Here is a 21,509-nt window from a genome sequence, read left to right as displayed (position 1 = left end):
CATGGCCGGCACGCGTTCCCGTCGCCGCGTCGAGGCCAATTATTGGCCCGGTTTCGTTGATGCGCTATCGAGCCTGCTGCTCGTTATTATCTTCATGCTGTCGCTTTTCATGTTGACCCAATTTTTCCTTGGGCAGGAAATTCTGGGCAAGGACGATGCGCTCTCCCGGCTCAATAGCCAGATCGCCGAATTGACTGATCAGTTGCAGCTCGAGCGGGCCAATTCCGACGATTTGGAATCCACCATCGCCAATCTGACGGCGACGCTCTCAAGCGCCGAGGCCGACAAAGCCAACCTCTCCACCCGACTTGCCGGCATTGGTACGGGATTGGAGGGCAAGGACGACACCATTGCCCAATTGCAGGGAGATCTGATCGATACCCAGCAAATGTCCGACGAAGCAAACGCCGCCGTGGCCCTGCTCAACCAGCAACTTGCAGCGCTGCGCCAACAGATCGGCGCCCTTGAGGCAGCGCTGGAAGCGTCTGAGAACCGCGATGCCGAAAGTCGCACTCAGATTGCTGATTTAGGCAAGCGCCTCAATGTCGCGCTGGCACAGCGTGTGCAGGATCTGACGCGATACCGTTCAGATTTCTTTGGCCGTCTGCGCCAGATTCTGGAAGGCCGCGCCGACGTCCGCGTCGTTGGTGACCGCTTCGTCTTTCAGTCCGAGGTACTGTTTGCGCCCGGTCAGGCTAGCATTTCCGATGCTGGAACGCCCGATCTTGATGCACTTGCCGATGCTATTTTGCAACTCGAAACCGAAATTCCAACCGACATAAATTGGGTATTGCGCATTGACGGACATACCGACAAGCGGCCGATTTCCAATGCGCAGTTCCCATCCAACTGGGAGCTCTCAGCCAGCCGCGCCATTTCGGTTGCCAAATATCTGGTGACCAAAGGCGTTTCACCCAATCGCCTGGTTGCCGCCGGTTTTGGCGAATTCAGCCCGCTTGACCCGGCAGACACCGAGGAAGCCTATCGCCGCAACCGCCGCATCGAATTCAAGTTGACCGAGGGATAGTCGGCAGGCGGACACGCAAGCTACCGCCGTCAACTGGCCAATTCGTCGGGCCTGAATTGCAACTTCGCCAGTTCGGCGTAACGACCGTCCCTTAGCACCAGTTCCTCGTGGGTGCCCTGATCAATGATCCGCCCCTTATCCATCACCAGAATGGCATCGGCATCGCGGATCGTTGCCAACCGATGGGCAATAACCAGCGTCGTGCGTCCCTGCATCAAATGTTCGAGCGCCACCTGCACCAGTTTCTCGCTGCGGGCGTCAAGCGCCGAAGTGGCTTCATCTAGCAATAGAATCGGCGCGTCGCGCAATATGGCCCGGGCAATTGCCAAACGTTGCTTCTGCCCACCCGACAACATCACGCCACGCTCACCAACCACCGTGTCATAGCCTGCCGGCAATTCGCGAACAAAATCATCCACCAGCGCTGCCTTGGCAGCCGCCACCACATCGGCCTGGCTCGCTGCCGGCTTGCCGAAGCGGATATTGTCGCTCACCGAACCGGCAAAAATCGTTGGTTCCTGCTCGACATAGGCGAAGCGCTGCCGCAACTGGGTCGGATGAACATCACGCACATCAAGGCCGTCGACGCGGATAATACCAGCACTGACATCATAAAAGCGCTGCAACAGCGACAGAATCGTTGATTTACCTGACCCCGACGCGCCCACCAGCGCCACCGTCTGTCCCTTGTTGACGGCAAAGCTCAGGTCGCGCAGCACCGTATCGTTGCCGGTGTCGTAGCTGAAATCAACTTTCTCGAATGCCATTGTGCCCAAAGGTGGTTCGGGCAGCGGTACGGTAGGATCGGCAATCTTGATCTGAGGTTCCGTTTCCAAAATTTCGGCAATCCGCTCCGTGGCCCCCGCAACCGTTTGCAAGATGCCCAAGACCTCCGATACGTTGGTCAACGCTCCCGACGCCATCAGCGCATAAATCAGGAACTGGGTCAGCTGACCGGCTGTAACCGTACCCTCGAACACTGACCGCGCGCCCCACCAAACCAGAAACACGACCGCTGCCGTGCCGAGAAAAATCACCATGCCCACGAGAACGGACCGGGCCAGCAGGCGGCTCGCCTCAGCGCCATAACTCAATTCGCTGCGCTGCTCATAAAGCCTTGTTTGCTCATTTTCCTGGGTGAAAGCTTTGACTGTGCGCGTCGCGCCCAACATCTCGGTCGCCATGGCCGACAGGTCCGCCAACGCATCCTGTGTGCGCCGCGACATGCCGCGTAACCGCTTGCTGAATGCCACAACCGGTATGACAATGGCAGGCGCGGCAATAATAACCGCCAGCGTCAATGATGGACTGGTCAGAAACATCATGATCAACGCACCCACAATGGTGACCATTGACCGCAAAGCCAGCGACGCACTCGAGCCAACCGCCGAGCGAATGGTCACGACATCGCCGTTGAGCCGCGACGTCAGTTCGCCGACCCGATGGGTGTCGAAATATTTGGCATCAAGTCCCAGCAGATGCTCGAACAGCGCCACCCGAATATCAGCCAATACCCGCTCGCCAATCAGCGATATGAAATAAAACCGCGCCCCACTCGCCAACGCCAGCAACAGGGCAATCAGAACTATGGCCCAGCCATAACTCGCCACCTTGTCAAGATTTTGCGCTAGAAATCCCTCATCGACGGCACCGCCCATGACGACAGGGATCGACAGCGAAGCTGCTGCCGACAGAAGCAGGAAAAATAATGTAAACGACAAGCGAACCGGGTAGCGCAGCACAAATGGCAACAGCTTTTTAAGCGGTCGAACCTGGCGCGCGGCGTCCTTGCCGATTGGTATGAAGGCTTCCTTTTCCGGCTGCTTGGCGGCATCGGCGGTGGCTGGTTCAGTCATTGGGGTGCAGCCATCCTCTGGCGTTTGCGCGGGCAGCCAGGCGCCCGCATCTCGACAACGCCCGGAAAATCTGCAATCTGCCGGGACCGCTCCTACATAGGCACTCCCTTGATGGCTCGCAACCGGTTTTGCCCCGACAAAATTGGCACCACGCTCCCACTTGCGGACAAGCCGCGTTTTCGCTAGAAAGCGCCCCAATACCAATTTGAATGCTCTCCGGGCGCTGCGGCGCCCGTTTGATTTGAGGCGATGGCTATGAAGAACGACATCCACCCCGATTACCATTTGGTCAATGTTGTCATGACCGATGGCACCAAATACCAGACCAAGTCGACCTACGGTAAAGAGGGCGACACCATCCAGCTTGACATCGACTGCCGGACCCATCCCGCCTGGACAGGTGGTTCGGGTCAGCTGCTCGACCGTGGTGGCCGCGTATCGCGCTTCAAGGAGCGCTTTAAGGGCATCCTGGGCTCGTAAGGCCAGATCGATACCAAATCAAAGCCCGGTCGCGTACCGGGCTTTTTTGTGCGTAATCATTTTTGCCGATACCGCGAAGAAATTACGCCCCCTCTAATCCGGTCGGCCGAACGCGGCCTTGAGCCGTGACAATTGGTCAGCAATCCCATTGGCAACGCCTGCTTCGAGCTCAGGCATCTTGCCGCGCTCAAGCACATCAAACTGCATCACCCGGTCAAACAGCCGGTCGCCCTTGGTAATGAACTCAAGCAGCGGTGGGGGCAAATGGCTGAAGCCGGGGCCGCCACGCTCCGAAGGCGTCGCCGAAAACTTGACCTTGGATTTTTCCGACCGGGCATTTTCCGCCGTAATCTCTCCCTCATTGACCGCCCGCTGCAGCAGCAGCCACGACGCAAGCTGCATCAGCCGCGTTGTTAAACGCATGGATTCGGTTGCATAAAGAAACGAAGCTTCGCGCGGCAACCCTTTACTGTCCTGCCGACCATCGCCGTCGAGATAGGCAGCAACCTCTTCGATCAGCGTCATGCCCTCACGATACAGCAGATCGAACCCACCGGAGGCGACAATGCGCGGACCGATTGCTACTGCCTGATTGCCATCGCCAAAATCTGTCACGCGCTCATCCCTGATTTGCCCAAGCCAAGATTACGCTTTTCAGGGCGTTACGTCATCCTTGGTGAACCCAAACACTAAAGAGAGTTTTAATTGTGCCGCCGTCTGCGCTCAAAAAATGAGGACAGAAAAAAGAGCCGTCGAAACGGCTCTCGAAGTTAACAGGGAGGCGTCAAACAGAGGGAGAAACCGCTCTGAAAAATCCAGAAGATCTGAATAACCAAACCTTACCCAACAAAGATTAATTGTCTGTTAACAGGAGTCGATTTCTTAACCCTGAGAAATCGTCAATGGCGAACGAAGTCGATGAATCACCGATGAACAAGCCGTTCCGCAAACATCCATGTGTTCGATTGTTTAGTGGAACGAACCATAACCGACGTTCCCGGAGTTGTGCCATGCCAATCCAATCCGACGCCAGCCTTGCAACCCTGCTCATGCTCAGCCTGTCTCTGGCGGCCACCACAGCCGCCGAGCCTGAACCCACCTCCTTAAGTCCTGCCGTGACTGCCGAACCCGATAGTGTTGACTGGCCGACGCCCTTCCGCGCCCACAACCAACTGCGCAGCGGTCAAAAATCCGCCGACAATCAGAACTTGAAAACTGAATCCGCAGCACTACGCGTCTGATGACGCGCCGAAATGGCAGATCGCAATCGTTCAATTTCATCGCTCAACAATACGATCCGCGCCTCCAGTTCCTCCACTGACATTGCTTCAATCGTCATGCCAACCTCATGGCCCTTGGGTTTGCTGATTTGATCGTCGTCCATAGCCGGCTCCTGTGGTGGAGAAATAGTCTAGCCGCTGTATCTTGCGGATCAAGCCGCGCCGTCCCAAATTCGTGTCATGAACAAAACCATGACAGCCATCGCCATTTCAACGCCAGGCGCCCCCGAAGTGCTTCAGGCAACCACAGTTGCCGTCCCCGAAATAGGCCAGCACGAGGTTCTCATCCAGATTGCAGCTGCGGGTCTCAACGGTCCCGATCTGGCGCAGCGGCGCGGTCTATATCCGCCCCCGGCCGGCGCATCGCCCCTACCCGGCCTCGAGGTTTCCGGCCACATCGCAGCTGTCGGCGAAAGCGTCAGCCAGTTCAAAGCCGGCGACGCGGTTGTCGCGCTTACCAATGGCGGTGGCTACGCCGAATTTGTCAGCGTCCCTTCCGGGCAGGTGCTTCCCCTTCCGCAAAACTGGTCAGTCATTGACGCTGCCGCTCTCCCTGAGACGTGGTTTACCATCACCCAGTCGCTGGTTATGCGGGCCCAACTCGGGGCCGATATGAGCGTCCTGATCCATGGCGCGGCTGGCGGGATCGGTGGCGCTGCCATTCAGATTTGCACCATCCTCGGTGCCAAACCAATTGCGGTAGTCTCAAGCACCCAGAAGGCAGCCTACGCTATGTCTTTGGGGGCCACCGCAACAATAGATCGCATTGGAGAGGACATAGCCGAACGTGCCAGGGCACTTACCAATGACACCGGCGTTGACCGGATCGTCGACATCGTCGGCGGCGCTACCACGGCGGTCAATATCGCCGCCGCAGCGCGCTTCGCCCACATTGTGCAGATTTCAACGCTTGGCGGCGGCAAGGCGACCGTGTCGTTGGCGGCTTTGATGGCCAAACAATTGACCCTTTCGGGCTCGACCTTGCGGCCGCAATCAGCCCAGACCAAAGCCCAGATCGCAGAGCATATCAAAACCCACCTTTGGCCTGCCCTGTCTCACGCCGATTGGCCGCGCCCCAAAATTGAAAAATTTGCGCTCAATGGTGCGCCCAGCGCTCATCACGCGCTGGAAAACCAGGCCAGTTACGGTAAAATTCTGCTAGTCACGCCTTATGGAAACACGCTGGCGCAGTGACAATTTCATTGCGAAATCGCCTAAAAAGTCCTATATTGGTTTCTGTTCCCCTCAGCATGTAGCAAAGAGGCGGAGCGGACCGGAGGAAAACCGGCCGCGCCTGCAGGAGAATTTTATCATGGCCGCACCCCTGTTGATGCCCAAGGCAACCGCCGTCTGGCTGGTCGACAACACTGCTTTGTCGTTCGAACAGATCGCCGCGTTTTGCACCTTGCATCCTTTGGAAGTGCAAGGGATTGCCGATGGTGATGTCGCGGGCGGCATCATGGGCGCCAACCCGATCCAGAACGGGCAGTTGACCCGCGAGGAAATCGAAAAGGCCGAAGCCGATCCAAACTATCGTTTGGCCCTGAGCGAGCCAAAAGTTCAAGTCGCGGCAGCCAAGCGCAAAGGTCCACGTTACACCCCCATTTCACGGCGCAACGAGCGGCCAAATGCCATCAAGTGGCTGGTTCGCAGCCATCCTGAACTCAAGGACGCACAGATCATGCGTTTGGTTGGCACCACCAAGTCAACGATTGATTCGGTCCGCGAAAGCACTCACTGGAACGCAGCCAACCTGACGGCAATGGATCCGGTGACACTCGGCCTGTGCAGCCAGATCGACCTTGATCTTGAAGTCAAACGCGCCTCCAAGGGTGCCCCCGGCCCCGATGAAGCAGATTCCGGCACTACCCTGATGACCGCTGAAGAGGCACTCGCCCGGTCCGGTGCTCGTGGCCACGGCACCGAGGACGGCGAAGATGATATCGGGGGGCACCATGCGCCCGAGCATCAGGAAGAATTCAATGCCGACAATGTTTTTGCCAAATTGAAGTCGGTCACTCCAGAGCCGGAATCTGAGTAGATTTTTACTGAAATCGCGAGCAGGAGACGACTCTGGAACACAATTTCTTGCTCGCGATCTTCTTGCTGTTGGTGGTCAGCGTCGCGCTGGTGCCATTGGCCAAATATGCCGGTCTCGGCACTATTCTGGGCTATCTTGCTGCCGGCGTTGTAATTGGTCCCTATGGTCTGCGGATGGTCTCGGACAGCGAAACCATCCGCGCGGTCGCCGAGTTCGGCATCGTCATGATGCTGTTCCTGATTGGTCTGGAGCTGCAGGCCTCTGAAATATGGCGCATGCGCCACAAACTGCTCGGCTTGGGCGTGCCACAGTTGGCGGCCACCAGCGCCCTGATTGCCGGGTTGCTTTATTGGTCTGGCATCGCCTGGGCCCCCGCAATCATCCTCGGTCTGGCCCTAGCCATGTCCTCAACGGCCATTGCCATGCAATCGGTAGGCCAACGCGATATCACCAAAACCGATACCGGCCGCGCCAGCCTGGCAATTCTGCTTGTGCAGGATGTTGCCGTCATTCCCATCCTGGCGGCGATACCGGTGCTTGCTTACGCCCGTGGGCCCTTGCAGATCAGCAGCGAAGTCACCGAAGCAGTGCAGTCCATGCAAAATCCACTCGACTGGTTGACACCACTGGCGCTGATCAGCGCCTTTGCAGCGGCCATTTTGGCCGGTCGCTACGTTGTTCGGCCCATGCTGCATCTGGTTGCCCAAACCGGCCTGCGCGAAGTATTTACCGCGTTTGGTCTGGCGCTCGTCATCGGCGCGGCGCTCATCACCCAGCTTCTCGGTCTATCCCCCGCCTTGGGCGCATTTATCGGCGGCGTATTGCTGGCCGACAGCGAATATCGCCATGAACTTGAAAGCATTCTGGCACCATTTCAAGGGCTGCTGCTGGGCCTGTTCTTCATCTCGGTCGGCATGTCCATTGCCTTCTCGGTGCTTTGGTCGGACCCTATCCGCGTTGTCGCGCTCGTCGCCGGTTTTGTCCTCATCAAGATTGTCGTGGTCTTCGTTCTTGCCACACTCTTCCGTATGCATCTTGCTGACCGTCTGCTGCTGGCTTTTCTGATGAGTCAGGCAGGCGAATTCGCTTTTGTCATTTTGCAATTTGCCCAGAACGAAGGGGCGATCAAGGCCGATACTTTCTCAATCCTGACGGTCGCTGTTGCCCTATCAATGGCCACGACGCCCCTGTTGCTCTTTGCATTCGACAAACTGATTGCGCCGCGCCTTGATGCGCGTCACCAAAGTCGACAAAGCGACGAAATCGACACCAGTCAGGACATTGTCGTGCTCGGGTACGGTCGATTCGGTCAGATCGTCACCCGCATGCTGCGCTCGCAAGGCTTTGACATGACCCTGATCGATGATGATCCGGCCCAAATCGAACTCGTCAAACGATTCGGGGTCAAGGTATTTTACGGCGATGCTTCGCGACTTGAATTGCTGCATGCCGCAGGCGTGGCAAAAGCCAAGTTGGTGGTCATCGCCGTTGGTGGTGGCGAACGAATATCGACTATCGCCCGCTTGGTGCGACGAAACTTCCCTGAAGTACGCATCGCAGCGCGCGCCATAGATCGCGGTCACGCCCACGATCTGATGGATATCGGCGTTGAAGTATTTGAGCGGGAAACCTTCCTGTCCGCTCTTAGTCTGGGCACGAAATCGTTGATAACGCTGGGCTATAGCGAGGAAGAAGCACTCAGACTGGCCCGCGAGTTCGAATTGCACGATAATAACTTGCTCGCCGATTCATTCAGCGTTCGGAACGACGAGAGCGCCTATGTCGGTTTGCTACGCAAATCCATGGGGTTGCTGAGTGATGCCATGAGCGCCGATACGCCCCGCAAAGCTGATAAGCCTGACGTCCCGCCCACCGACTAATCCAGTCCATCCGGAATAAATAATGTTTGATCCATGGTTTGTCGCGGTCGCCGTGACCGCAGTCTTGATTGTTGGCCTGTCCAAATCAGGGCTGCTCGGCAGTCTGGGCGTTGTCGGCGTGCCGCTGCTGACACTGATCATGCCGGCCCGGGAGGCCGCCGGCATCATGTTGCCGGTGCTATTGGCCATGGATGCCATTGCCATCTACGCCTACCGCAAACAGGTTAACTGGCACATTCTCAAGATAATGTTGCCCGGCGCGGCTGTAGGCATGCTCTTTGGCTGGGCGATCTGGGCCTTTGTTAGCGACGCCGTTGTTCTGCTGATGGTCGGCGTTATCACCCTGCTCTTTGTGCTCGACGCCATATTGCCGATTCGAAAAAAGCTCGAAGGTCTACCCCCATCAACGCCCTGGGGACGGTTCTGGGGCGCTTTTGCAGGCTTCACCAGCTTTGTCAGCCATACCGGTGGTCCTCCATTTCAGATTTACGTTCTGCCTCAGCGCCTGCCACCGGCGCTCTACGCAGGGACATCGGCGTATTTCTTCGCTATGGTCAACACGGCAAAGCTCATTCCCTACTTCTTCCTCGGCCAGCTTTCGCTGCACAATCTCCAATTATCAGCAGCATTGGCGCCCGTTGGCATGTTGGGCGTTCTGGTCGGCGTATTCCTCGTGCGCCGCATATCTGCCAAGCACTTTTACCGCATCGCCTATTGGCTCGTATTCGCCCTCGCACTCAAATTGATTTGGGACAGCCTCAACGTTCTCCTGAACTGAGGCGAAAAAAAAGGCCGCGGCAATCGCCGTGGCCTCGTCAGCTAGATATTCGTCATCACTTATTGTCGCGCTGTACCAGTCAGCTTTGACAACTCGTCTTTGACACCCAACTTCTTGCGTTTGAGCGCGCTCAGCATGAGGGCGTCCTGTTGGGTGCTTTGCATTGCCGACTGGATCTGCCGATCCAGTTCTTGATGGCGCCGCTCCAAAGCAGCGATGTGGCCTTCAGTCGTCATAACAACTCCTCTAGCTCTTCGTGGACAGGTGATCGTCACAAATATTTCATGTCTTGTCGACACTCTTTCCACGCAAAGTGAAAATTGGGTGCAAAACGCGCCGCGATCGGTTAACCAATGCTAACGTTCCGCGACAATAAGAGTGCGTTTTCATATGCTGCCGCTGACCCGCGAACAAGAAGCCAACCTCGGCCTGGAACTGGCGACAAAACGGCAGGAACATGCCGATCTTGATGCCGCAATCGCGACCCTCACCCAATCGCGAGCCACGGACCAGATGTTGATCCAGCGCCTCAAGAAACGCAAACTTGCCCTCAAGGATCGCATCGTTGAACTGGAAACAATTCTAATTCCCGATATCATCGCCTGATCGGGCCATCTGGCTTGAATCGTGGCCGATTCTGGGCTAAATGCGCGCTTTGTGGAGCTTGGGGGGAACGGCTCTTTGCTGACCAAACCAAATGTCGCCATCATCATGGGTAGCCAGTCAGACTGGCCAACCATGCGCCATGCTGCTGAAACGCTTGAAGCGCTCGAGATCGAATATGAGGCGCGCATCGTTTCCGCCCACCGCACACCCGAGCGCCTGTACGAATTCGCCACCAGTGCCAAATCCGAGGGTTTCAGTATCATAATCGCTGGCGCCGGCGGCGCCGCCCACCTTCCTGGCATGCTGGCCGCCTTGACCCCGCTGCCGGTCCTTGGTGTGCCGGTCAAATCAAAGGCATTGTCTGGCCAGGACAGCCTGCTCTCGATTGTTCAAATGCCCGGTGGCGTCCCCGTTGGCACCCTCGCCATCGGCGAGCCAGGGGCCATCAACGCCGCGCTGTTGGCCGCCGCTGTTCTGGCATTGGGAGACGAAGACCTGGCCGACCGCCTCGATCTGTTCCGCGCCAACCAGACGGCCAAAGTTCCCTTTTTCCCCTCCGATACCGAGTAGTATTTCTTGTCCCAAGACCAGTCTCTGCCCCAAGGCACCACCATCGGCATTCTTGGCGGCGGCCAATTGGGTCGCATGCTGGCGCTGGCCGCTGCCAAGCTGGGTATGCGCAGTCATATCTTTTGCCCCGATCCTGATAGTCCAGCATTCGAGGTAACCCCCCACAAAACCGTCGCGGCTTATGACGATGAAATAGCGCTCGCCGCCTTTGCCGATACCGTCGATATTGTGACCTATGAGTTTGAGAATGTCCCCGCGGCAACCGCCGAGTTTTTGGCAGCACGCAAGCCTCTCCGTCCCGGTGCCAATGCGCTGGCCATCTCACAGGACCGGCTGGCGGAAAAGAGCTTTCTTTCAGCCCGCAATATCGCCGTCGCGTCCTATCGACCCGTTGAGACGATCGACCAGCTACGCAGCGCTCTGACCGAACTTGGCCAGCCTGCCGTGCTCAAGACCACGCGGCTAGGCTACGATGGCAAAGGGCAACGCCTGATAAAGTCGATTGATGAAGCCGCCGATGCCTTTGCCGCCCTCAGCCCCAAGCCATTGGTGCTAGAGGCCTTTGTCCCGTTCGAAAAGGAAATCTCGGTTGTTGTGGCGCGCAATCTGCAAGGCGAGGTCAAAACCTTCGAGGCTGCCGAGAACGTGCATCGTCACCACATTCTGCACACCAGCACCGTGCCAGCCGCTATTTCGTCGACGCTGGAAAAACACGCCAGCATGGCCGCCAAGGCCATTGTGATTGCGCTAAACTATGTTGGCGTTCTGGGCGTCGAATTCTTTGTCGTGCCCGGCAAGGATCGCCCCAGCCTCATCGTCAATGAAATTGCCCCTCGCGTGCATAATTCAGGTCACTGGACGGAGGCGGTCTGCCTGACAGACCAGTTCGAACAGCACATACGCGCTATCCTCGGCTGGCAGTTGGGCGATCCGTCACGCATGGCTGATGTCGTCATGCAAAATCTCATCGGCGACGAATCGTTGGATCTTGGCGATTTGTTGACTGCCGGCGCCCAACCGCACCTTTATGGCAAAACCGAACCGCGCCCGGGCCGAAAGATGGGCCATTTCAACAAGATTACGCCCAAAACCCCTACGCTACTGTGATGCCGGGCCAATTCGACAATTTTCCCCGGCCGCGATGTGATTTTCGCGCCCCAAGTGTGGACAAGTGCCAAGGCTTGGGCTATACAGCGCGCCACGATGACTAGCTCAGCTGGTCGGCGATAAGGCTTTTTGGCCCTAGCGCTATCATTCACACATTGTCCAAGTTTCGAAAGGGCGGTTGACCTTTGCAAGTAGTCGTTCGCGATAATAACGTTGACCAGGCGCTGCGCGCGCTTAAGAAAAAGCTGCAGCGCGAAGGTGTCTTCCGTGAAATGAAGCTGCGCAACTATTACGAAAAGCCATCTGAAAAGAAGGCTCGCCAGAAGGCTGAGGCTATCCGCCGCGCCCGTAAACTGGCTCGTAAGCGCGCTCAGCGTGAAAGCGGTCTGCCTGCACCATCGACAGGTCGCCCGAGTGCACCGCGTCCGGCAGCTGCTGCCGCACCAGCGCCAGCACCGCGTACCTAGTCAGCTAACGCGACTAAAGAATTTTAAGGCGCTGCTCCCCGTGAGCGGCGCCTTTGTGCTGCCCGCACGCTTGTGGAAGCTCGCCGCGTCCGGGCATAACTAGCCGCCGTTTGTCGCTTCGGCACGATTGAACAATCCGACGGCGTGGGACCAGATACCGGCATCCCAAAGGCTGGAGTGCGTTCCCCCGGTACGATCCATAATTCGTCCTTGTTGGGGACAAGATCGTAAAGCCGCTCTCCATTTGAAACATCAATTGTTGTATCGGCGGTCCCATGGGCTATCAGCACCGGTTCGCTGACCTTGGCTATCCACTCATTGACCGGAAATTGATCCTGCATCACCCAATAGACAGGCAAGAATGGATAACGCTCCGCCGCAACGTTGACGGCCGACAAAAAGGGCGTCTCCAGCAATAGGGCGTCGGCCTCGCGTTCGCTGGCAACAAAAGTCGCAGGTCCCGACCCCAGGGAACGCCCCCAGATAACGATAGGAAAGCCCTTGGCCTTGGCCCAGTTGAATGCGGCAACGGCGTCATCAAGAATGCCAGCTTGGGAAACATTGCCCGGTGAAGCAGGAAATCCGCGATAGTCAAAGGCCAGGAAGCCATAGCCATCCTGCGACCAGCGCTCGAAACGCTCATGCTCATGGCTAAAACTGCCCGAATTGCCCTTATAGTATACGATCAGTGGCTTTCCCGGCCGGGGCGGCGCATACCACCCCGCCAGGGTGCCTCCGTCCGACGCGATGGCCACGTTCTGGGCGCCGACAATTGTTGTACTTGCAAGGGCAGTGATGGCCCCCTCGGTGTCATATTGCAGCGAGCGCTGCATGACATACATTCCCAAAACAACCCCGCTATAGGCGAGGGCCGCCAAAACGATCACCCCTAGGCCGAGGCGCCGCGCCCATTTCATCTAACCCATCTCCGCCAAAGTTTGGGCAATCGCCTGCTCAAAAACCTGCTGCGGCTGAGCTCCGGACAATGCATATTTCTGGCCAAGCACAACAAACGGAACCCCCGTTATCCCCTGCTCGGCTGCCTGGGTCGCCATTTGCTCGGTGATCGCCAATTCGTTCTCATCATTGATTGCATCCATCGCGTCGCCCCGGTCAAACCCGAATTCTACAGCGATGTCCGCCAGCACATTGTCATCGTTGATCTGCCGATGCTCGAGGAAATAGGCCTCCGCGATTGCATTGGCCAACTCATGCTGGATGCCTAAGGGCTTGGCCAACCGGGTCAATGTATGCGCCTTGGCAGTTGGATAGCGCATCGGCTGCTTGGACAGGTCAAGCTCAACGCCGTCTTTTTTCGCTTCAGCCTCGACTCGATCCCACATTTCGCGCGGATCCTTGCCGTATTTGGCGCGCAAAACCTCTTCGTTGTTCACGCCCTCTTTGGGCGTGTTGGGGTCGAGATAAAACGGATGATTGTCGACGATTACTTCAATATCGTCAGGCAACGTCGCAATAGCCTTGTCAAGGCGAACAGAGCCGACGAGGCACCAGGGGCACACCACATCGGTGAAAATATCAATTTTGAGAGTCTTGCCCATCTGGCTATCCTTTATGCTCGCAGCAATTTGGTTCGTTCGGCCCCTCACATGGGACGCCCGACCCACGCATGCAAGACACCGAGCGAGCTAACGGGGCAATGCCTTTAGCGTCAAGTCACCCGGCTTGACCAATGTCACCTGGCGCGCCAGAAACAGCCTTCACACGGCTGGAGCCAATAATGACCGACCCGAATGCCATCGCTCACCGTCTCGATGCCCTGGAGATGCGGATTGCCTACCAGGACCACACGATCGATGAACTCAATACCACCATCACCGAGCAGTGGCGCATCATAGACTTGCTGACCCGCAAGTTGACCCAGCTGGAAGAACAAGCCAAGCTGACGGGCGGCGGCGCCGGTGACAATCGTGCCGAGCCGCCCCCTCCCCACTACTAGAAAGCTCTCTCGTGACTGTACGTCGTATCGTTTCCAATCTATATGCCGGCGATCCCCAGCAAGCGAAGTGCTTCTACCGGGATTTCCTGGGGCTGGCATTGGCGATGGATCATGGCTGGATCAAGACATATGTTTCCGATGGCACAGCAATGACCCCGCAGGTCAGTTTTGCAAGTCAGGGCGGGTCTGACACGCCTGTTCCCGCAATCTCCATTGAAGTCGATGACCTCGATCAATTGTATCAGCGCGCCCAGGACGCCGGGATCGAAATCGTTTATCCGCTAACGGTCGAACCTTGGGGTGTGCGTCGTTTCTTTGCGCGTGATCCCTTCGGAAACATCGTCAATATTCTTTCCCATAGCGAATAAAAAAGCCCGCCGAAGCGGGCTTTCATATTTAGTGATCGAGAGCTTTAACGATGTCCTCGGTCATTTTCTTGGCGTCGCCAAACAGCATCATGGTGTTATCGCGGAAGAACAGTTCATTTTGCACACCTGCATATCCGGCGGACATGCCGCGTTTGATAAACAACACCGTTCCAGCGTCCTCGACATTGAGCACTGGCATGCCATAAATCGGCGATGTCTTGTCGGTTTTGGCCGAAGGATTGGTCACATCGTTAGCGCCAATGACAAAGGCGACGTCGGTCTGGGCAAACTCCGAGTTGATGTCCTCAAGCTCAAACACCTCATCATAAGGCACATTGGCTTCAGCCAGCAGCACGTTCATATGGCCGGGCATCCGACCCGCGACCGGATGAATGGCGTATTTGACGGTGACGCCTTCTTTCTTGAGCATATCCGCCATTTCGCGTAGCGCATGCTGAGCCTGTGCCACCGCCATGCCGTAACCCGGCACGATGATGACCTTGCTGGCGTTTTTCATCAGGAATGCAGCGTCGTCCGCTGCGCCCTGTTTGACCGGACGGTCATCTTCGCCGCCAGTTGACGCCGCTGCCGTCTCGCCACCAAAGCCACCTAGAATCACCGAGATGAAACTGCGGTTCATTGCCTTGCACATGATGTAGGACAGAATGGCGCCCGACGAGCCCACCAGCGCGCCGGTGATGATCAGTGCCGAATTGCCCAGCGTAAAGCCGATACCGGCCGCAGCCCACCCCGAATAGGAATTGAGCATCGACACCACCACCGGCATATCTGCCCCGCCAATCGGGATGATCATCAATCCACCCAGGACAAGGGCAAGGATCGTGATCAGCCAGAAGTAAACCGGGTTGGCAGTCATGGTCAGCGCAATGATGAGAATGACCAGAAGCACCCCGAGAGCAATGCTGATCATGTGCCGGGCGGGCAGAATGATCGGCTTGCCGCTCATATTGCCGTTGAGCTTGGCAAAAGCGATGACCGAACCGGTAAAGGTAAAGGCGCCAATGGCAACGCCAAGGCTCATTTCAACCAAAGCCTGGGCATGAATGGCTCCGGTTTCGCCGATGCCAAAAGCTTCAGGCGCATAGAGCGCCGCTGCCGCCACGAACACCGCCGCCAGACCGACCAGCGAGTGGAAAGCTGCAACCAATTGAGGCATATCCGTCATCTTGACGGTGCGAGCCATATAGGCACCGATCGCTCCCCCGATGCCGAGACCGCCGAGGATAAGCAGCCAGCTGATAAAATCCGACGGGGCCGCCAGCGCCAGCGTGGTCAGAATGGCAATGCCCATACCGATCATGCCGAAGCGGTTGCCCTGCTGGGCGGACCGAGGGTTGGAAAGACCACGTAAGGCCAGGATGAAAAGAACGCCCGAAACCAGGTAAAGCAGGGCTGCAATATCTGCAGAGATCATCAGCTCAGCCCTTCTTCTTGTACATGGCCAGCATCCGCTGGGTGACGAGGAACCCGCCAAAAATATTGACGCTGGCGAAGATCAGCGCGATGAACCCGAACACTTTGGATATCCAGTTGCTGTCAGCGGCCAATTGGACGCCAACGGCCAGAAGTGCTCCCACAACGATCACCGACGAGATCGCATTGGTCACGCTCATCAGCGGCGTATGTAGCGCCGGGGTAACCGACCAGACAACGAAGTAGCCCACAAAGATTGCCAACACGAAGATCGCCAGGCGAAAGGTGAATGGATCGATTGCGCCACCGCTGGCAGCATGGGCTGCTGCGGCAAGCACATCGGCGGTTTGTTCTGCCGTTGTTTCCATTATTTGGTGTCCTTCGGAGCTGGTTTCAGTGCCGCCGACTTGCGCGTCGGGCTGGCCTTGCGCGCTGTTGTCTTGCGCGCCGCAGTCTTGGCAGGAACGGCCGCTGCCGTGTCCATGACCGCCGTTGCCTTGCGGACAGCAGCATGTTGCGACGGTGTTTTAGCCGCTTTGGTCGCCCGTGGCTTGCTGGTCTTGGTTGCGCCAGCCCCAGACGTAGCCTTTTTGGCAGGGGCCTTGCGGGTTGTGGTCTTGGCTGGCGTTGTTTTGGCAGGAGCCGCCTTTGCAGTGCTAGCAGGTTTTGCAGTGCTAGCAGGCTTGGCCGCGCCAACACCCTTGTCAGCTTCAGCAGTTACAAAATTGGGATGAACCACGGCACCGTCGCGTGTCAAAACGGTTGCCTTGACCAGTTCATCGTCCCAATCAATTGCCAGTGCAGCAGTTTTGGCATCGATCAATGTGGTCAGGAACGCCAACAGATTGCGCGCATAAAGCTGGCTGGCGGTGGTCGGGATGCGCCCCTGCACATTGGTATAGCCAATGATCTTGACTCCCTTGTGCTCGACGATCTTGCCCGGCACGGTCAATTCGACATTGCCGCCGCGCTCTGCAGCCAGATCAACAATAATAGATCCCGGTGCCATCGATTCAACCATCGCCTTGGTAATCAGCCGCGGCGCAGGGCGCCCCGGAATCAGCGCGGTGGTGATAACGATATCCTGCTTGGCAATGTGAGAAGCGGTCAATTCGGCCTGCTTGGCCTGATATTCCGCCGACATTTGCTTGGCATAACCGCCAGCGGTTTCGGCCTGTTTGAATTCTTCGTCCTCAACGGCAACAAATTTGCCGCCCAGCGATTCGACCTGTTCCTTGGCGGCAGGTCGAACATCGGTTGCTGAAACAACGGCACCCAGGCGTTTTGCCGTGGCAATCGCCTGAAGGCCAGCAACTCCGGCTCCCATCACGAACGTCTTGGCCGGACGAACAGTGCCCGCCGCCGTCATCATCATCGGCATTGCCCGGTCAAACTCAGCCGCCGCATCGATAACCGACTGATAGCCGGCCAGATTGGCCTGCGAGGACAGGATGTCCATGACCTGGGCGCGCGTTATACGGGGCATGAATTCCATTGAAACCGCCGTAACATTGGCCTTTGCCAAAGCCGCAACGTCCTTGTCATTGCCATAAGGGTCAAGCGCGCCAATCACCAGCGCGCCTTTGGCAACGCCCGAAAGGCTGGCAGCATTCGGTCGCCGAACGCACAAGACGACTTCTGCTCCCTTAAGAGCCGCAGCGGCGGTGGGGGCAATTCTTGCGCCAGCCGCTTCATATTCGGCATCCAGAATGCGCGATCCAAGGCCTGCGCCTTTTTCAACGCTGACCTGGGCGCCGAGCCCGACCAGTTTGCCAACCGTTTCCGGCGTGGCCGCGACGCGATTTTCGCCTTCAAGGCGTTCGCGCACTATTGCGATGTTCATGAACGTCTCCTGCCCGCCTGCCGGACGGCAGGCCCTGGGTTTTATCTGTCTCAGCGCTTAGGGCTGAACCCAGAAATAGAGGATCACCACGACGACAGCCGTAGTGATGATCGAATACTTAACCAGCGTCACAAACCCATTGTAGGTCTGTTCGTGCTGCTTGTAGTCCATTGCGCTTTCGTGAACCATGGGGGGGAGTGGTTCGTGGTTGTTGGCCATTTTGTCCTCAAATTTATATTCGTCTTTAGTCTAACCCGGCAGCCCCAAAGCTGGTTCTGCGGGTTTTACGCATCGCTGGTTGCTTCAAGTTCATCGATCAATCCCTCGATCATCGACAGGCCGAGCGACCAGAACTGCGGGTCCTTTGCATCAAGACCAAACGGTGCCAGCAGTTCGGAGTGATGCTTGGACCCACCCGCCTTTAGCAGATCAAAGTAACGTTCGGCAAAGCCATCCGCTGCTTTTTCATACTGTGCATAGAGCGAGTTCACAAGGCAGTCGCCAAACGCATAGGCGTAGACATAAAACGGGGAATGGATGAAATGGGGGATATAGCTCCAGAAAATGTCATATCCCTCGTTGAGCTCAATGGCATCACCCAGACTTTCCCGCTGCACTTCCATCCAGAGGGCGTTGATTTCTTCGGTGCGCAGTTCGCCATCGCGTCGGGCCAGATGAACCTTGCGCTCAAAGGTATAAAAGGCGATCTGGCGCACGACGGTATTGAGCATGTCCTCAACCTTGGACGACAGCAGGGCGAACCGCTGTTTCTTGTCAGTGGTCTTGTTCAGGATTGACCGGAACGTCAGCATTTCGCCAAAAACACTCGCCGTTTCCGCCAGCGTGAGCGGCGTGTTGGCCAACAAAGGCCCCTGCGCCGCTGCCAGACGCTGGTGCACACCATGGCCCAACTCATGGGCCAAAGTCATCACATCACGAGCCCGCCCCATGTAGTTGAGCATCAAATAAGGATGGGCGCTGGGGACCGTCGGATGAGCAAAGGCACCCGACAATTTACCCTTGCCGGTCGGCGCATCGATCCAGCCGCTATCAAAAAATGGCTGGGCCAGTTCGGCCAGTTTTGGCGAAAATTGCCCATAGGCATCCAAAACTGTCGACTTGGCGGTTTCCCAGTCAAAAACGCGCTCGTCTGCTGTCGGCAACGGTGCATTTCGATCCCAGGCATTGAGCTTGTCCTGCCCAAACCATTTGGCTTTCATCTTGTAGTAACGGTGCGACAAACGCGGGTAGGCTTCGCGTACCGCGCTCTGGAGCGCATCAACAACTTCACGCTCAACCGAATTGGCCAAATGGCGGCTGTCAGCGATATCGCCATAGCCGCGCCAGCGATCCGAAATCTCCTTGTCCTTGGCCAGAACATTGGTGATGTGGGTCAATAGTCGTGCATTGTCCTGCAATATTCTGGAGACGGCCTTGAACGCGGTTTCGCGTTTTTTGGCATCACGATCCGAAAGTCGATGCAGCGTTGCCTCAAGGCTGAGCGTTTCCCCGTCGACGTCCAGCGCCAGCGCCGCCAATGTTTCATCATAGAGCCGGTTCCAGGCAGAAAAGCCGGTGGTCGACTTGTCGTGGAACAATTCCTCGACCCGGTCTTCAAGCTGATACGGTTTGGCCTTGCGCAACTCGTCAAACCATGGCCGGTAACGCGCTAGCGCAGCATCACTCTTGAACGCCTCTTCAAGCACGGCGTCTTCGATACGATTGAGCTCCAGCTCAAAAAACAAAACCCTGGTGGAAAGCTTGGTCAACGCCTCATTGACGTCCCCCATGAATTTGGCACGATCCTGATCCGTTGCATTCTGGGCATATTGCAAAAAGGCAAAGGAGCCGATCTTGCCCGACAAATCTCCCAGCGCTTCGGTCGCTTCAATCGCCTCGATCAGCTTGCCCGATTTGGTCAACGCGACAAGCTTGCCCTTATATTTCTCTTCAAAATCGGCCGCATCCGCCGCCGCTTTTTCAAGGTCTGCCTTGAACTGGGCACTGTCCCGGCCTGAATAGAGATCGCTTAGATCCCATACCGGCAGTTTGCCAATGGTGTCCTGCCCCTCGGGGATCGCAGATTGACTGGCTTGAGCAAAATTGATCATAGGGCGCTCCTTGACGGCTGGAAATTGTGCCGGACAATAGACAGCCTCAGCGCCTCTGCCAAGGCTGGCAAATTCTCACACCTCTACGCCATTGTCTCGCATGATTAATCCCCTCTTAAGGCCCTTTGTTCATCATCATCCCAAAACGGCACAGCACGATTCGTGCACGACCAGAATTTATCAAGGGGTCCGATGACGCGCGTTCTAATTGTCGACGATGATCCGGTGCAATTGCGCCTCACCGCCGAAGTGGCCAACCGCGCCGGCTTCAAACCCCTGACCGCAACGGGCGGTGAACAGGCGCTATCCATCCTGCGCGATGACAGCACCATCGGTGCGTTGATCCTCGATCTTGTCATGCCCGACCTTGATGGTATGGCGGTTATGGAAGCAATGGCGCGCGAAGGGTTGCGAACGCCAGTCATCATCCAGACCGCCCACGCCTCCCTCGAAACGGTCGTTACCGCCATGCGACAGGGCGCAACTGACTATTTCGTCAAACCTGTGGCGCCCGAGCGCCTGATTATCTCGCTGCGCAATGCCATCAAACTCGACACGCTTGAAGCCGCAGTCCGTTCAGAGCGCTCCAGGCGAAGCGGTACCTTCACCCCCGCCGACATGATTGCGCAGGCCCCGGCTATGGCGCGAGTCTTGAGCCTTTGCGCCAAGGCGGCCAAGAGCACCATCCCGGTCTTGGTTGAAGGCGAAACTGGCGTCGGCAAGGAACTGGTCGCCCGCATCATCCAGGGCACAGGCGACCGCGCCGGCAAACCCTTTATCACAGTCAACTGCGGCGCAATCCCTCCCAATCTGGTGGAATCCGTGCTGTTCGGCCACAAGAAGGGCTCCTTTACCGGTGCCCACGCCGATCAGAGCGGCAAATTTGCCGAAGCCCACAATGGCACGCTGTTTCTCGACGAAATCGGCGAATTGCCGCTTGATATCCAGGTCAAGCTCTTGCGCGTCTTGCAGGAGGGGGAAGTTGAGCCTATCGGTGCGACCCGACCCGAGCGGGTCAATGTGCGCCTGATTTCGGCAACAAATCGACGTCTGCTCAATTTGGCCAAAAGCGGCGAGTTCCGCGAAGATCTCTACTACCGCCTCAATGTATTCCCGGTGTATGTGCCGCCCCTTCGTGAGCGCAAGCAGGACATTGCCGAACTTGTCGCTCACTTCATCGCCCGATTTGCCGCCGAAACCGGCAAGCGCATTTTGGGCGTCTCACCCGATGGTCTGGCCCTTTTGCAGACCTATGATTGGCCTGGCAATATTCGACAGCTTGAAAATACCATCTATCGTGCAACTGTCCTTTCGGATGGCGCTTATCTCGAAACTATTGATTTTCCTCAGATAATCGCCCACACAGCTGGCCGCGATCACGCAATGCGATCGCTTGACAATATCAACGTACCAGCATCCCCGACCCACATTGACAATGCGCCTGCCCGCACACGCACCCAGCACCCTCCCGATACCCAGCCTCAGCCCGATCGCTTCCTCGACAATAGCGGGGAAGTAACCGCGCTGGCTGAAATCGAAAGGGAGGCCATTGTATTTGCCATAGCCCACTATGGGGGACGCATGTCTCGGGTCGCAAGGGCGCTCAAGATTGGTCGATCAACGCTTTACCGCAAGCTCCATGAGTATGGATTGGCCGATACGGCGCAAAGCGACGCCGCCTGAAGCAGAGCAAGGATATCCACA

25 protein-coding genes are annotated in these 21,509 nt (G+C 57.1%); 14 read left to right on the top strand and 11 right to left on the bottom strand.

Features of this window, described 5'->3' with window-relative positions; translation table 11 throughout:
- Position 1: 1 nt before the first annotated feature.
- Positions 2-1,027, top strand: a complete 1,026-nt coding sequence (locus PSQ90_RS11390) for a peptidoglycan -binding protein (protein WP_282210424.1) — start codon at positions 2-4, stop codon at positions 1,025-1,027.
- Positions 1,028-1,056: 29 nt separating this feature from the next.
- Here the strand turns inward: PSQ90_RS11390 and PSQ90_RS11385 are convergent, their stop codons facing one another.
- Positions 1,057-2,883, bottom strand: coding sequence for an ABC transporter transmembrane domain-containing protein (locus tag PSQ90_RS11385; protein ID WP_282210423.1), 1,827 nt, complete (start codon positions 2,881-2,883; stop codon positions 1,057-1,059).
- 255 nt (positions 2,884-3,138) lie between these two features.
- Here PSQ90_RS11385 and rpmE point away from each other — a divergent pair, with 255 nt between their 5' ends.
- Positions 3,139-3,363 carry a 50S ribosomal protein L31 gene (gene rpmE / locus PSQ90_RS11380; protein WP_282210422.1) on the top strand — a complete coding sequence of 75 codons (225 nt, stop codon included), beginning with the start codon at positions 3,139-3,141 and terminating at the stop codon, positions 3,361-3,363.
- A gap of 93 nt (positions 3,364-3,456) precedes the next feature.
- On the opposite strand, the gene rcdA is transcribed toward rpmE, so the two are convergent.
- A complete protein-coding gene (gene rcdA / locus PSQ90_RS11375; protein WP_282210421.1) occupies positions 3,457-3,978 on the bottom strand; it encodes a protease adaptor protein RcdA in 522 nt (173 codons plus the stop codon).
- Between the two features lie 395 nt (positions 3,979-4,373).
- Between rcdA and PSQ90_RS11370 the strand changes: the two genes are divergently transcribed.
- The gene (locus tag PSQ90_RS11370) at positions 4,374-4,604 is read left to right on the top strand and encodes a hypothetical protein (protein ID WP_282210420.1); all 231 of its coding nucleotides are present in this window, start codon (positions 4,374-4,376) and stop codon (positions 4,602-4,604) included.
- Here the strand turns inward: PSQ90_RS11370 and PSQ90_RS11365 are convergent.
- Complete coding sequence (locus tag PSQ90_RS11365) at positions 4,565-4,747, bottom strand: DUF1192 domain-containing protein (RefSeq protein ID WP_282210419.1); 183 nt, start codon at positions 4,745-4,747, stop codon at positions 4,565-4,567. The genes PSQ90_RS11370 and PSQ90_RS11365 overlap by 40 nt on opposite strands.
- Before the next feature lie 88 nt (positions 4,748-4,835).
- Between PSQ90_RS11365 and PSQ90_RS11360 the strand changes: the two genes are divergently transcribed.
- The 4 genes from PSQ90_RS11360 (at position 4,836) to PSQ90_RS11345 (ending at position 9,342) form a co-directional block, all read left to right on the top strand.
- Positions 4,836-5,837 (top strand): NAD(P)H-quinone oxidoreductase, encoded by a 1,002-nt coding sequence (locus tag PSQ90_RS11360; RefSeq protein WP_282210418.1) that lies wholly within the window; start codon positions 4,836-4,838, stop codon positions 5,835-5,837.
- A 118-nt stretch (positions 5,838-5,955) separates the two neighbouring features.
- Positions 5,956-6,684, top strand: coding sequence for a DUF1013 domain-containing protein (locus PSQ90_RS11355; protein ID WP_282210417.1), 729 nt, complete (start codon positions 5,956-5,958; stop codon positions 6,682-6,684).
- Between the two features lie 47 nt (positions 6,685-6,731).
- Complete coding sequence (locus PSQ90_RS11350) at positions 6,732-8,564, top strand: monovalent cation:proton antiporter-2 (CPA2) family protein (protein WP_282210416.1); 1,833 nt, start codon at positions 6,732-6,734, stop codon at positions 8,562-8,564.
- 22 nt (positions 8,565-8,586) lie between these two features.
- Positions 8,587-9,342 carry a sulfite exporter TauE/SafE family protein gene (locus PSQ90_RS11345; RefSeq protein ID WP_282210415.1) on the top strand — a complete coding sequence of 252 codons (756 nt, stop codon included), beginning with the start codon at positions 8,587-8,589 and terminating at the stop codon, positions 9,340-9,342.
- 59 nt (positions 9,343-9,401) lie between these two features.
- Here PSQ90_RS11345 and PSQ90_RS11340 read toward each other — a convergent pair whose 3' ends face one another.
- Positions 9,402-9,578: a YdcH family protein gene (locus tag PSQ90_RS11340; protein WP_282210414.1), complete on the bottom strand. Its 177-nt coding sequence runs from the start codon at positions 9,576-9,578 to the stop codon at positions 9,402-9,404.
- 163 nt (positions 9,579-9,741) lie between these two features.
- On the opposite strand from PSQ90_RS11340, the gene PSQ90_RS11335 reads away from it, so the two are divergent.
- The 4 genes from PSQ90_RS11335 (at position 9,742) to rpsU (ending at position 12,092) form a co-directional block, all read left to right on the top strand.
- Positions 9,742-9,948, top strand: coding sequence for a YdcH family protein (locus PSQ90_RS11335; protein WP_282213044.1), 207 nt, complete (start codon positions 9,742-9,744; stop codon positions 9,946-9,948).
- Positions 9,949-10,053: 105 nt separating this feature from the next.
- Positions 10,054-10,518: a 5-(carboxyamino)imidazole ribonucleotide mutase gene (gene purE / locus PSQ90_RS11330; RefSeq protein WP_282213043.1), complete on the top strand. Its 465-nt coding sequence runs from the start codon at positions 10,054-10,056 to the stop codon at positions 10,516-10,518.
- 6 nt (positions 10,519-10,524) lie between these two features.
- Positions 10,525-11,625 carry a 5-(carboxyamino)imidazole ribonucleotide synthase gene (locus tag PSQ90_RS11325; RefSeq protein WP_282210413.1) on the top strand — a complete coding sequence of 367 codons (1,101 nt, stop codon included), beginning with the start codon at positions 10,525-10,527 and terminating at the stop codon, positions 11,623-11,625.
- Between the two features lie 185 nt (positions 11,626-11,810).
- Positions 11,811-12,092: a 30S ribosomal protein S21 gene (gene rpsU, locus PSQ90_RS11320; protein WP_282210412.1), complete on the top strand. Its 282-nt coding sequence runs from the start codon at positions 11,811-11,813 to the stop codon at positions 12,090-12,092.
- Positions 12,093-12,115: 23 nt separating this feature from the next.
- On the opposite strand, the gene PSQ90_RS11315 is transcribed toward rpsU, so the two are convergent.
- Both PSQ90_RS11315 and PSQ90_RS11310 read right to left on the bottom strand, forming a co-directional pair.
- On the bottom strand, positions 12,116-13,009 hold the full coding sequence (locus PSQ90_RS11315; RefSeq protein WP_282210411.1) for an alpha/beta hydrolase: 894 nt from the start codon (positions 13,007-13,009) through the stop codon (positions 12,116-12,118).
- Positions 13,010-13,651 (bottom strand): DsbA family oxidoreductase, encoded by a 642-nt coding sequence (locus PSQ90_RS11310; protein WP_282210410.1) that lies wholly within the window; start codon positions 13,649-13,651, stop codon positions 13,010-13,012. It lies immediately after the preceding gene.
- Positions 13,652-13,830: 179 nt separating this feature from the next.
- Between PSQ90_RS11310 and PSQ90_RS11305 the strand changes: the two genes are divergently transcribed.
- Both PSQ90_RS11305 and PSQ90_RS11300 read left to right on the top strand, forming a co-directional pair.
- Positions 13,831-14,049 carry a SlyX family protein gene (locus tag PSQ90_RS11305; protein ID WP_282210409.1) on the top strand — a complete coding sequence of 73 codons (219 nt, stop codon included), beginning with the start codon at positions 13,831-13,833 and terminating at the stop codon, positions 14,047-14,049.
- A gap of 11 nt (positions 14,050-14,060) precedes the next feature.
- Positions 14,061-14,417, top strand: coding sequence for a VOC family protein (locus PSQ90_RS11300; RefSeq protein ID WP_282210408.1), 357 nt, complete (start codon positions 14,061-14,063; stop codon positions 14,415-14,417).
- Positions 14,418-14,445: 28 nt separating this feature from the next.
- Here PSQ90_RS11300 and PSQ90_RS11295 read toward each other — a convergent pair whose 3' ends face one another.
- The 5 genes from PSQ90_RS11295 to PSQ90_RS11275 form a co-directional block, all read right to left on the bottom strand.
- Positions 14,446-15,849, bottom strand: a complete 1,404-nt coding sequence (locus PSQ90_RS11295) for an NAD(P)(+) transhydrogenase (Re/Si-specific) subunit beta (protein ID WP_282213042.1) — start codon at positions 15,847-15,849, stop codon at positions 14,446-14,448.
- 7 nt (positions 15,850-15,856) lie between these two features.
- Positions 15,857-16,219 carry a proton-translocating transhydrogenase family protein gene (locus PSQ90_RS11290; RefSeq protein WP_282210407.1) on the bottom strand — a complete coding sequence of 121 codons (363 nt, stop codon included), beginning with the start codon at positions 16,217-16,219 and terminating at the stop codon, positions 15,857-15,859.
- Entirely contained in the window at positions 16,219-17,694 is a 1,476-nt protein-coding gene (locus PSQ90_RS11285) for a Re/Si-specific NAD(P)(+) transhydrogenase subunit alpha (RefSeq protein WP_282210406.1), read from the bottom strand. Before PSQ90_RS11285 ends, PSQ90_RS11290 begins: the two co-directional genes overlap by 1 nt.
- 57 nt (positions 17,695-17,751) lie before the next feature.
- Positions 17,752-17,913, bottom strand: a complete 162-nt coding sequence (locus tag PSQ90_RS11280; protein ID WP_282210405.1) for an aa3-type cytochrome c oxidase subunit IV — start codon at positions 17,911-17,913, stop codon at positions 17,752-17,754.
- Between the two features lie 65 nt (positions 17,914-17,978).
- On the bottom strand, positions 17,979-19,805 hold the full coding sequence (locus PSQ90_RS11275; protein WP_282210404.1) for a M3 family oligoendopeptidase: 1,827 nt from the start codon (positions 19,803-19,805) through the stop codon (positions 17,979-17,981).
- Between the two features lie 192 nt (positions 19,806-19,997).
- Between PSQ90_RS11275 and PSQ90_RS11270 the strand changes: the two genes are divergently transcribed.
- Positions 19,998-21,488, top strand: coding sequence for a sigma-54-dependent transcriptional regulator (locus PSQ90_RS11270; protein ID WP_282210403.1), 1,491 nt, complete (start codon positions 19,998-20,000; stop codon positions 21,486-21,488).
- Positions 21,489-21,509 lie beyond the last annotated feature (21 nt).

It is taken from the genome of Devosia rhodophyticola (genome assembly GCF_028816475.1).
In the GTDB taxonomy this organism is placed as follows: Bacteria; Pseudomonadota; Alphaproteobacteria; order Rhizobiales; family Devosiaceae; genus Devosia; species Devosia rhodophyticola.
Note: the sequence above shows the minus strand (reverse complement) of the source record. Positions and strands in the feature narration are given on the sequence as shown.